General features: G+C 61.2%; 13 protein-coding genes and 1 pseudogene. 13 read left to right on the forward strand and 1 reads right to left on the reverse strand.

All coding sequences use genetic code 11. The features are described from left to right. A pseudogene (locus AAAB16_RS04835) lies at positions 1-595 on the reverse strand (flagellar hook-length control protein FliK); the annotation flags it as partial. A 197-nt stretch (positions 596-792) separates the two neighbouring features. On the opposite strand from AAAB16_RS04835, the gene ccmA reads away from it, so the two are divergent. The 13 genes from ccmA to AAAB16_RS04900 form a co-directional block, all read left to right on the forward strand. Further along, positions 793-1,428, forward strand: a complete 636-nt coding sequence (ccmA, locus tag AAAB16_RS04840) for a cytochrome c biogenesis heme-transporting ATPase CcmA (RefSeq protein ID WP_340662324.1) — start codon at positions 793-795, stop codon at positions 1,426-1,428. Beyond that, on the forward strand, positions 1,425-2,096 hold the full coding sequence (gene ccmB, locus AAAB16_RS04845; RefSeq protein WP_340662325.1) for a heme exporter protein CcmB: 672 nt from the start codon (positions 1,425-1,427) through the stop codon (positions 2,094-2,096). The genes ccmA and ccmB overlap by 4 nt, the downstream gene beginning before the upstream one ends. Positions 2,097-2,112: 16 nt before the next feature. Continuing rightward, positions 2,113-2,877, forward strand: a complete 765-nt coding sequence (locus AAAB16_RS04850) for a heme ABC transporter permease (protein WP_340662335.1) — start codon at positions 2,113-2,115, stop codon at positions 2,875-2,877. Next, positions 2,874-3,050, forward strand: a complete 177-nt coding sequence (gene ccmD, locus AAAB16_RS04855) for a heme exporter protein CcmD (RefSeq protein ID WP_340662326.1) — start codon at positions 2,874-2,876, stop codon at positions 3,048-3,050. Before AAAB16_RS04850 ends, ccmD begins: the two co-directional genes overlap by 4 nt. Next, positions 3,047-3,529: a cytochrome c maturation protein CcmE gene (gene ccmE, locus AAAB16_RS04860; protein WP_340662327.1), complete on the forward strand. Its 483-nt coding sequence runs from the start codon at positions 3,047-3,049 to the stop codon at positions 3,527-3,529. Before ccmD ends, ccmE begins: the two co-directional genes overlap by 4 nt. Before the next feature lie 11 nt (positions 3,530-3,540). Continuing rightward, the gene (locus AAAB16_RS04865) at positions 3,541-5,514 is read left to right on the forward strand and encodes a heme lyase CcmF/NrfE family subunit (protein ID WP_340662336.1); all 1,974 of its coding nucleotides are present in this window, start codon (positions 3,541-3,543) and stop codon (positions 5,512-5,514) included. Beyond that, positions 5,511-6,047, forward strand: coding sequence for a DsbE family thiol:disulfide interchange protein (locus tag AAAB16_RS04870; RefSeq protein ID WP_340662328.1), 537 nt, complete (start codon positions 5,511-5,513; stop codon positions 6,045-6,047). The genes AAAB16_RS04865 and AAAB16_RS04870 overlap by 4 nt, the downstream gene beginning before the upstream one ends. Beyond that, positions 6,044-6,556: a cytochrome c-type biogenesis protein gene (locus tag AAAB16_RS04875; RefSeq protein WP_340662329.1), complete on the forward strand. Its 513-nt coding sequence runs from the start codon at positions 6,044-6,046 to the stop codon at positions 6,554-6,556. Before AAAB16_RS04870 ends, AAAB16_RS04875 begins: the two co-directional genes overlap by 4 nt. Continuing rightward, positions 6,553-7,773 (forward strand): c-type cytochrome biogenesis protein CcmI, encoded by a 1,221-nt coding sequence (gene ccmI / locus AAAB16_RS04880; protein WP_340662330.1) that lies wholly within the window; start codon positions 6,553-6,555, stop codon positions 7,771-7,773. The genes AAAB16_RS04875 and ccmI overlap by 4 nt, the downstream gene beginning before the upstream one ends. Beyond that, a complete protein-coding gene (locus AAAB16_RS04885) occupies positions 7,770-8,195 on the forward strand; it encodes a hypothetical protein (protein WP_340662331.1) in 426 nt (141 codons plus the stop codon). The genes ccmI and AAAB16_RS04885 overlap by 4 nt, the downstream gene beginning before the upstream one ends. Before the next feature lie 200 nt (positions 8,196-8,395). Continuing rightward, positions 8,396-9,310: a DMT family transporter gene (locus AAAB16_RS04890; protein WP_340662332.1), complete on the forward strand. Its 915-nt coding sequence runs from the start codon at positions 8,396-8,398 to the stop codon at positions 9,308-9,310. A gap of 9 nt (positions 9,311-9,319) precedes the next feature. Then, on the forward strand, positions 9,320-10,411 hold the full coding sequence (locus AAAB16_RS04895) for a PLP-dependent cysteine synthase family protein (RefSeq protein ID WP_340662333.1): 1,092 nt from the start codon (positions 9,320-9,322) through the stop codon (positions 10,409-10,411). Positions 10,412-10,413: 2 nt separating this feature from the next. Next, positions 10,414-10,871, forward strand: a 458-nt coding sequence (locus AAAB16_RS04900) for a GNAT family N-acetyltransferase (protein WP_340662334.1), incomplete at its 3' end; no start/stop codon positions are given.

Here is a 10,871-nt window from a genome sequence, read left to right on the forward strand (position 1 = left end):
CTAACTGATCCAAACGACTGCTCAAAGGCAAAAATGCCAGCGATTGGTTGCTCTGCACTTGGGCCGTGAGCAGGCTGCCGGGCGGCAACGTTAGCGCCGTTTCGAGCGACAACTTGCTGCCGGCCAGGGGCGTATTGAGCAGGCTGACCAGCACCTTATTCAGCAGTTGTTGGGTTTGCGGTTGTACGAAAGGTTGGCTGGACTCGACCTTACCCTGCAGCACGGTGCCGGGCGGCAGTACGTCTGGATCAAGACTGGTCAGCGGGTTGCCGCCGGCGGCCACTTGCATGAGTACCGACAGGCGCGTGTCCGACAGTGCCGTTACGGCAACAGTGCTGCCCTGAGTGAGCGGTTGGCTGGTAGTGGCTTGCACGGTGGCCTGTTGACCGCTGTTTAGAGTGAGCTTGAGCAGCACTTGCTGGAAATTCTGCGCCAGGCTCTTAACGTCGATCACTTCGGCGGTGGCGCTATCGCCCACCGCCAATAGATCACCCAAGGGCTGCAACAGTTTTACCGCCGCGTCGGTCACCGAGGTATTCGGGCGCGGAGTCGGGGAGGGCGCGGAGATTGGGCGAGTGCTACTGATTTCGCTCATCGGCGGTTTACAACCTGTCGAAAAAGCCAGCTTCGAGGGGCGGGCGTGGCATGTATAATGCCGCCCCGTCCGGGTCGGCCGTGCTGTGTGGCTTGCCTGAGTATAGCGGCAGCGCCTGCCTGGACTTGATAGCACATGCAGGCACAAACCTGCTCCGCAGATTCTTCATTTAGCCCCTAGCTAAGGTCAGCCTATCCTTGAATAGCCCCGTACTCGAAGCTGTGGCGCTCGCCTGCGAGCGGGACTGGCGCATGCTCTTCGAGCGCCTGGAACTGCGCCTGGCTGCCGGGGAAATGCTGCAAATCAGTGGTCCCAACGGCAGTGGCAAAACCAGTTTGCTGCGCTTGCTGTCCGGATTGATGCAACCCACCGCCGGTGAGATTTTGCTCAACGGCCTGCCGCTGACCAAGCAACGTAATGAGCTGGCGCGCAATCTGCTGTGGCTCGGTCACGCCGCGGGTATCAAAGGCCTGCTCACTGCTGAAGAAAATCTCACCTGGCTCTGCGCCTTGCATCAGCCGTCCAGCCGCGACGCCATCTGGCAGGCGCTGGAGCAGGTCGGGCTGCGCGGTTTCGAAGATGTGCCTTGCCACACCCTGTCCGCCGGCCAGCAACGCCGTGTGGCGCTGGCGCGCTTGTATCTGGACGCGCCGCCGCTGTGGATTCTCGATGAGCCGTTTACCGCGCTCGACAAAGCGGGTGTCGCACAACTGGAGCTACACCTGGCCCAGCACTGCGAAAAGGGCGGCATGGTGGTGCTCACCACCCACCACAGCCTGGCCAATACCCCCGCGGGTTACCGCGAACTCGACTTGGGGCAGCGCCAACCATGAGTAATGTCTTTACCTTGCTGGTCGCCCGCGAGGCGCGTTTGCTGTTTCGCCGCCCGGCTGAATTGGCCAACCCGTTGGTGTTCTTCGCCATCGTCATTGCCCTGTTTCCGCTGGCTGTCGGCCCGGAAAGCCAACTGCTGCAAACCCTATCGCCGGGCTTGATTTGGGTGGCGGCATTGTTGGCGGTATTGCTCTCGCTGGATGGCTTGTTTCGCAGTGACTTTGAAGACGGCTCGCTCGAGCAGTGGGTCCTTTCGTCGCACCCTCTGGCCCTTCTGGTATTGGCTAAGGTGCTGGCACACTGGCTGTTTTCCGGGCTGGCCCTGGTCTTGCTAGCGCCACTGCTGGCGCTGATGCTCGGTTTGCCGAGCCAGTGCATTCCGGTTTTGTTGATGACTCTGCTGTTGGGAACCCCGGTGCTTAGCCTGTTGGGCGCTGTGGGTGCAGCACTTACCGTTGGCCTTAAACGTGGCGGCCTGTTGTTGGCGCTGCTGATTTTGCCCTTGTACATCCCGGTGCTGATCCTTGGCAGCGGGGCGCTGCAAGCCTCGTTGCAGGGGCTACCAGTGGTCGGTTACTTGCTGTGGATGGCCAGCCTTGCCGCCTTGGCCATTACCCTGACACCTTTTGCGACCGCCGCAGGCCTGGCCATTAGCGTCGGCGAATAAAAATGACGTGGTTACCCTGATGAATTGGACTTGGTTTCACAAATGGGGCTCGCCCAAATGGTTCTACCAGATCAGTGGCCGCTGGCTGCCCTGGTTGAGCGTGGCAGCCGTACTGTTGATTGCCACCGGCCTGGTCTGGGGCTTGGCTTTCGCGCCGCCGGATTACCAGCAGGGCAATAGCTTTCGCATCATCTATATCCACGTGCCGGCCGCCATGCTGGCGCAGTCCTGCTATGTGCTGCTGGCTATCGCGGGAGCCGTGGGGCTGGTATGGAAGATGAAGATTGCCGACGTTGCCCTACAGTCTGCCGCGCCTATCGGCGCCTGGATGACCGCCATTGCGCTGCTCACCGGCGCCATCTGGGGCAAGCCGACCTGGGGGTCGTGGTGGGTGTGGGATGCGCGACTAACATCGATGCTGATTCTGCTGTTCCTGTACTTCGGTGTTATTGCGCTGGGCAACGCCATCAGCAATCGTGACAGCGCCGCCAAGGCCTGCGCCGTGCTGGCGCTGGTGGGTGTGGTGAATATCCCGATCATCAAATATTCGGTGGAGTGGTGGAACACCCTGCACCAAGGCGCCACCTTCAAAATTACCGAGCGCCCGGCCATGCCAGCGGAAATGTGGCTGCCGTTGTTGTTGATGGTGCTGGGTTTTTACTGCTTCTTTGGCGCCGTGCTGCTCATGCGCATGCGCCTGGAAGTGCTCAAGCGCGAAGCGCGCAGCAGTTGGGTAAAAGCCGAAGTGGCAGAGCAGATCGAGAAGGGGGCACGGCGATGAGCTTTTCGTCCTTTAGCGAATTTCTCGCCATGGGCAACCATGGTTTGTACGTCTGGACCGCTTATGGCTTTAGCCTCGCCGTTCTGGCGCTGAACGTCGCGTTGCCGGTTTTGGCGCGTCGTCGTTACCTGCAAGAAGAGGCGCGCCGTTTGCGCCGGGAGAGTCAGCAGTGAATCCGCAGCGTAAGAAACGCTTGTTCATCATTCTTGGCATTGTTGCCGGTGTCGGCGTAGCCGTGGGCCTGGCCCTCAGTGCCCTGCAGCAGAACATCAACCTGTTCTACACCCCCACACAAATCGTCAACGGCGAAGTGCCCCATGACACACGCATTCGCGCTGGTGGCATGGTGGAGAAGGGCTCGCTGGTACGTAGCGGCGATTCGCTGGATGTGCAGTTTGTGGTCACCGATTTCGCCAAAAACGTCACCATCCGTTATCGCGGCATCCTCCCGGACCTATTCCGCGAAGGGCAGGGCATCGTTGCCCTTGGCAAGCTAAATGCCGATGGCGTGTTGATTGCCGATGAAGTGCTGGCCAAGCACGATGAAAAATACATGCCGCCGGAAGTTACCAAAGCCTTGAAAGACAGCGGCCAATCAGCGCCGCAAGATGGCGCCGCGTACGCACCGGCAACCGAGGCGAAGCAACCATGATGACTGCCCTGATCGTGCCGGAAATCGGCCACCTGTCGATGATCCTCGCCCTGTGTATGGCGCTGGTGCAGGCTACTTTGCCAATGATCGGCGCCTGGCGCGGCGATCGCCAGTGGATGGGCCTGGCCCAGCCGGCAGCCTGGGGGCAGTTCGCCTTTTTGCTGTTGGCGTTTGCCTGCCTGACCTATGCCTTTATGACCGACGATTTCTCCGTCGCCTATGTCGCTAATAACTCCAATAGCGCCCTGCCGTGGTACTACAAGTTCAGCGCTGTGTGGGGCGCGCACGAAGGGTCGCTGCTGCTGTGGGCGTTGATTCTCGGTGGCTGGACGTTCGCTGTTTCGGTGTTCTCCCGCCAGTTGCCGCAGGTGATGCTGGCGCGCGTGCTCGGTGTAATGGGCATGATCAGCATCGGCTTCCTGCTGTTTTTGATCATCACCTCCAACCCCTTTAGCCGCTTGCTGCCGCAAAGCCCAGTGGATGGCCGCGACCTCAATCCGCTGCTGCAAGACATCGGCCTGATCGTGCATCCGCCGATGCTGTATATGGGCTACGTTGGCTTCTCGGTGGCGTTCTCCTTTGCCATCGCCGCTTTGCTCGGTGGTCGTCTTGACGCCGCCTGGGCGCGCTGGTCGCGCCCATGGACCATTGTGGCCTGGGCCTTCCTCGGCATTGGTATCACCCTTGGTTCCTGGTGGGCGTACTACGAGCTTGGTTGGGGCGGCTGGTGGTTCTGGGACCCGGTAGAAAACGCTTCGTTTATGCCTTGGCTGGTGGGCACGGCGCTGATCCATTCCCTGGCAGTTACCGAAAAGCGCGGCGTATTCAAAAGCTGGACGGTGCTGCTGGCCATCGCCGCGTTTTCGTTGAGCTTGCTCGGCACCTTCCTGGTTCGCTCCGGCGTACTGACCTCGGTGCATGCGTTCGCCTCGGACCCTGAGCGCGGCGTGTTTATCTTGGCCTTCCTGCTGGTGGTAGTTGGCGGTTCGTTAACCCTGTTTGCTCTGCGTGCGCCGGTGGTGAAAAGCCAAGTTGGCTTTGCGCCGTGGTCGCGGGAAATGCTGCTGCTGGGCAATAACCTGGTACTGGTGGTGGCGGCGTCGATGATTCTGCTCGGCACCCTCTACCCGCTGGTGCTTGATGCCCTGACCGGCGCCAAGCTGTCGGTCGGCCCTCCCTACTTCAACGCCCTGTTTGTGCCGCTAATGAGCCTGTTGATGGTGGTGATGGCGGTCGGCGTGGTGGTGCGCTGGAAAGATACCCCGGTGAAATGGCTGCTGGGCATGCTTAGCCCGGTGCTGATTGCGAGCGTGGTACTGGGTGGCGTGGCCTCCATGGTGCTGGGCGATTTCAACTGGGCGATTCTCGCCGTGTGCCTGCTTAGCGCCTGGGTGTTGCTGGCGGGCGTGCGTGACCTGCTGGATAAAACCCGCCACACCGGCCTGCTCAAAGGCATCGGCAAAATGACCCGCAGCTACTGGGGCATGCAGCTGGCCCACCTGGGGATCGCCGTGTGCGCCCTAGGCGTGGTGCTATCGAGCCAGAACAGTGCCCAGCGCGATATGCGTCTGGAGCGCGGTGAGTCGATGGACTTGGGCGGCTACCACTTTATCTTCGACGGCGCCGAGCACTTCCAAGGCCCGAATTTCACCTCCGACCGCGGCACCGTGCGGGTGATTGAGGACGGCAAAGAAGTCGCCGTGCTGCACCCGGAAAAACGCCTGTACACCGTGCAGCAGTCGGTGATGACCGAAGCGGGCATCGATGCCGGTTTTACCCGCGACATCTACATCGCCCTCGGCGAGCCGCTGGATAACGGCGCCTGGGCCGTGCGTATTCACGTTAAACCCTTTGTGCGCTGGATCTGGTTTGGCGGCTTGCTCACCGGCTTTGGTGGTTTGCTGGCGGCTATGGACCGGCGTTACCGGGTCAAAGTCAAAACCCGAGTGCGTGATGCCTTGGGCCTCAGCGGAGCACAGGCATGAAGCGTGGGTTGTTATTGATTCCACTGGCGCTGTTTCTGGTTGGCGCAGTGTTTCTTTATCGCGGTCTGTACCTCGATCCGTCGGAATTGCCTTCCGCGCTGATCGGTAAGCCGGTGCCGGAGTTTTCCCTACCGGCCGTGGAAGGGCAGAAGACCCTGACCCGCGCCGACCTGCTGGGCAAACCGGCGCTGCTTAACGTGTGGGCGACCTGGTGCATTTCCTGCCGCGTAGAACACCCGGTGCTGAACAAGTTGGCCCAGCAAGGCGTGCGCGTTTACGGGGTGAACTACAAGGACGAAAACGCCGCCGCGCTGAAATGGTTGAAGGAGTTTCAAAACCCCTATCAGCTGAATATCAACGACGCCGTCGGCAGCCTGGGGTTGAACCTGGGTGTGTATGGCGCGCCGGAAACCTTCCTGATCGACAGCAAGGGCATCATCCGCCACAAGTTTGTCGGTGTGATCGACGAAGTGGTTTGGCGTGAACAGTTGGCCAGCAAGTACCAGGAATTGGTCGACGAGGCTGGGCAATGAAGGCCTGGCTTGCAGCGGTGGTACTGGGCCTGAGCCTGGTGGGCGTGGCCCACGCCGCCATCGACACCTACGAATTTGCCAACGAAGGCGAGCGCGCGCGTTTCCGCGAACTGACCCAGGAACTGCGCTGCCCCAAGTGCCAGAACCAGGACATTGCTGACTCCAACGCGCCCATTGCCGCCGACTTGCGTAAAGAGATTTTCCGCATGCTCGGCGAGGGCAAGAGCAACGAGCAGATCGTCGACTTTATGGTCGACCGCTACGGCGAGTTCGTGCGCTACAAACCGGCTGTTACCGCTCGCACCCTGGTGCTCTGGTACAGCCCGGCGGCGCTGCTGGGTATAGGTCTGCTGGTGATGGCGGTGCTGGTGGTGCGTCGGCGCCGAACGGTGGCCGAGGCCGACACCACCTTGTCCGGTGATGAACAGGCGCGCCTGGACGCGCTGCTCAACGCTGAGCCTTCTGCGAACAATCCTTCTTCTGTGGCTGCGGATAAACCTCTCCAATGATCGAATTCTGGCTCGCTGCCGGCCTGCTGTTGCTGGTGGCCTTGGCATTTCTGTTGATCCCCGTATTGCGTGGTCGCCGCGCCCAGCGTGAAGAAGACCGCACTGCATTAAACGTGGCGCTGTATCAAGAGCGCGTGGGCGAACTGCAAGCGCAACAACAAGCCGGCACCCTGACCGACGAGCAGTTGCAAGTGGCCAAGGCCGAAGCGGCGCGCGAACTGTTGGCAGACACCGAAGGCGCTGACAACGGCCGCACATCCAAGCTGGGTAAATGGATTCCGGTTGCCGCTGCCGTGCTGGTGCCGGTGCTGGCGCTGGGCATGTATTGGCATTGGGGCTCGCTGGAAAAGGTCCAGCTCGCCCAGGAATCCACTCAGGCACCGCGCACCATCGAAGAAATGACCGCGCGCCTGGAACTGGCCGTTAAAGCCGAGCCGGATTCCGCCGAAGCCTGGTACTACCTCGGTCGTACCTATATGACCCAAGAGCGCCCGGCCGATGCCGCCAACGCCTTTGAACGCGCCATTAAAATTGCTGGGCGCCAGCCGGAATTGCTCGGGCAATTGGCCCAGGCCAAGTACTTTGGCAGCGACAAAAAATGGTCTGCCGAGCTGCAAGGGCTGACCGACGAAGCACTAAAAGCCAACCCCGATGAAGTCACCAGCCTGGGCTTGCTCGGCATTGCCGCTTTTGAAGACAAACGCTTCCAGGACGCGGTGACCTATTGGGGCCGTCTGGCCAAATTGCTGCCGGCCGATGACCCTTCGCGCAGCGCCATCGAAGGTGGTATTGCCCGCGCCCGTGAGCAACTACCAGCCGATCAGCAAGTGGCCGAACAGCCAGCCCAACCGGCCGCTACTGAGACCGGCGCGGTATTGAAAGTACGCGTGCAACTGGCGCCAGAACTGCAAAGCAAAGTGCAGCCGGGTGACAGCCTGTTTGTTTTCGCCCGCGCCGCTTCTGGCCCGCCGATGCCGCTGGCGGTAAAACGTCTGACCGTCGCCGACCTGCCGGCCGAAGTAACCCTGGCCGACAGCGACGCGATGATGCCGCAACTGAAACTCTCCAACTTCCCTCAGGTCATACTGCAAGCTCGCATCTCGCGGGCAGGCAATGCCAAGGCGGGCGAGTGGATTGGTCGCAGCCAGCCCTTGGCCAGTACCAGCACGGATCAGCAACTGCTGACCATTGATACGGCAGACGGACAGGCACAATGACAATTAAAGTGGGCACGGCGCGTGGCGCCGCAGCGGTAATGCTTCTGGTGCTAGCCGGCTGTACCACGCCGTCGGTAACCCAACAACCGACACCGCAGCCGTTCCCGCTTCCACCCAGCACCACACCGGACACTCCGCAACGCTCCACCCAGCAACCGAAAAGCGCGCCGCTGCCCATCCCGGCGCCAGCTACTACGCGGATGAAAGCCCACCCGCACTTCGCCCCGCCACCGGGCGTAAGCAGCTACTGGGATACCAAGCTGGGCGTGTACGTGCTCGATCAAGTGCCTGGCCTGTACTACCGCGAACGCACCTACTACCGCTGGAACAACGGCTGGACCTGGGCCAGCTACGCCAACGGGCCGTGGTTGCCGGTCGACAGCAATGGCTTGCCGCCAGGGCTTAATCGTCTGCATCCCTAAACCGCGATGCTGTTGCTCGTGTAGGGTGTGCTGTGCGCACCACGGCGTATACGTGGTAACCGCCTGGCGCGCACAGCACACCCTACGGGCGCATGCCGTGCGATCTGAAAACAGTTCCCCCACCTATCTCCCCACCACTGTAACTGGGCGGCCCGCCGCGCCATTCCTATACTGCCGCTCAGAATAAATAGGAGGTGGCTGTGCAGCAGCGTGAAGGCCAGGCGTTTGCCTGGGGGTGTCTGGTGGTTGCCATGGCCTTGTGGGGAAGTTCGTTTATTGCCTTGAAAGTGGCCTTTAGCGAAATACCGCCGATGTGGGTGATCTTTGGTCGTATGGGCTTGGGCAGCGTTGTATTTCTGCTGGCCTGGCGTTGGCGTGGCCGTATCGAGTACCGCCCTGGCGATTGGAAGTACCTGCTCGGTCTGGCCGCCTGCGAGCCCTGTCTGTATTTCATTTTTGAAGCCTTGGCGCTGCAACGTACCAGTGCCTCGCAAGCCGGTATGATCACCGCGCTGTTGCCTTTGCTGGTGGCGGTTGGCGCCTACCTGACGCTACGCGAGCGCATTACCCGCACCACCTTGGCAGGCTTTTTATTGGCCGTGGTTGGCGCCGTCTGGCTAAGCCTGGCGGGGGAGGCTGACGTTCACGCGCCCGCGCCGCTGCTGGGCAACTTCTTCGAATTTCTGGCCATGCTCTGCGCCACCGGCTACACCTTGTTGCTCAAGCATCTGTCCAGTCGCTACTCAGCGTTTGCCCTGACGGCCTTGCAGGCGTTTGTCGGCTCATTATTTTTTCTGCCGTTGGCCTGGGTAAGTGCCGATCTACCCACCCACGTCAGCGCGCAGGGCTGGGGCGCGGTGGTGTACCTGGGCATTGTGGTCACCGTCGGCGCCTATGGCCTCTACAACTTTGGCGTCGGCCGTTTACCGGCCAGTCAGGCCTCAGGGTTTACCAATCTGATTCCGGTGTTCACCTTGCTGCTGGCCGCGCTGTTTCTTGGCGAGCGCCTGAATACCTGGCAACTGCTGGCGGTCGGTTTGGTCTTTATTGGTGTGGGGTTGAGCCAATGGCGACGCGACCCCGTAGTACCGGCGCCCGCCGGCATTCTTGATTAAAGGAACGTCATGAGCGATTCACGAGCGTGGGCCCGCGAGGCCATTCGCATTATCGAGGCGGATTTCCAGCGCAGCGCCGACACCCACCTGATTCCTTTGGCATTACCCGGCCTGCCAGGCATTGAGCTGTATTTCAAAGATGAGTCCAGCCACCCCACCGGCAGCCTTAAACACCGCTTGGCGCGTTCGCTGTTTCTCTACGCGCTCTGTAACGGTTGGCTAAAACCAGGGGCACCAGTGATTGAAGCGTCCAGCGGTTCGACGGCGATTTCCGAGGCCTATTTCGCCCGACTGCTGGGCCTGAAATTTATCGCGGTGATGCCGGCCACCACCTCGAAAGAGAAAATCGCGCAGATCGAGTTCTACGGCGGCCAGTGCCACCTGGTCAAAGACCCGACGCAGATTTATGCCGAGTCCGAGCGCCTGGCCGAGGAGAGCGGCGGGCATTTTATGGACCAATTCACCTACGCCGAACGGGCCACCGACTGGCGCGCCAACAACAATATCGCCGAGTCGATATTCCAGCAGATGCGCTTTGAGCACTGCCCTGAACCGAGCTGGCTGGTGTCCAGCCCCGGTACTGGCGGCACCCTGGCGACCCTTGGCCGCTACGTGCGCTACCGGCGCCATGCCACGCGTGTTCTCTGCGCCGATGCCGAACGTTCGGTGTTCTTTGACTACTACCGCACGGGCGATGCCAGCCTGCGTCTGGACTGTGGCTCGGGCATCGAAGGTATTGGCCGGCCTCGGGTGGAGGCTTCGTTTCTGCCCTCAGTGATCGACGCCATGTGCAAGGTGCCGGACGCGCTATCGCTGGCAGCCATGCATTACCTGGCACGGCGCCTGGACCGGCATGTTGGCGGCTCCAGCGGCACCAACCTGATCGGCGCGTTGCTGGTGGGGCGGCAGATGGCCGCCGCTGGCGAGCGCGGCTCCATTGTTGCCGTGCTCTGCGACGGCGGTGAGCGCTATGCCACCAGCTACTACAACCCCGAATGGCTCAAGGCCAAGGGCTACGAGCTGGAGCCGTTAATCGCTCAGGTCGCCGCCTGCGCCGAACGTGGCGAGGCGCTGCCTGAACTGCTGACAGCGGGGCTCTAAGCATGAATGACGCGACGCTAACCCTGCGCTCTGCCCAGGCCGCCGATATCGCTGAACTGACCGCGCTGTTGCTGGAGCATGGTCCCAACCCCTGGAACTACCTGCCCGAAGACGAGGTGCGTGCGCACCTGCAACGCATCGCCGATGGTTCGGTAGAAGCGGTGCTGGCCCAGCGCGGCGAACAGATTGTCGGTTTTGTCAGCTATGTGCAGACCCACTACTTTGCCGACCACCAACCGACATCGCGGATTGATGAGCCGCAGGGCTATATCTGTGAAGCGGTGATCCATCGCGATATGGCCGGGCAGGGGTTGGGCAGCACCTTGTTGGAAAAGGCTGTGGCGGGTTTGGGTGAGAAGGGTTTGGTGGATATCTACATCGACCGGCATGAAGAAAATGCTGCGTCGGCGGGGATGATGCGTAAGGCGGGGTTTAGCGAACTGCACACCTATGCCGACCC

Origin of the sequence: Pseudomonas sp., from assembly GCF_037994325.1 — a bacterium.
In the GTDB taxonomy this organism is placed as follows: Bacteria; Pseudomonadota; Gammaproteobacteria; order Pseudomonadales; family Pseudomonadaceae; genus Aquipseudomonas.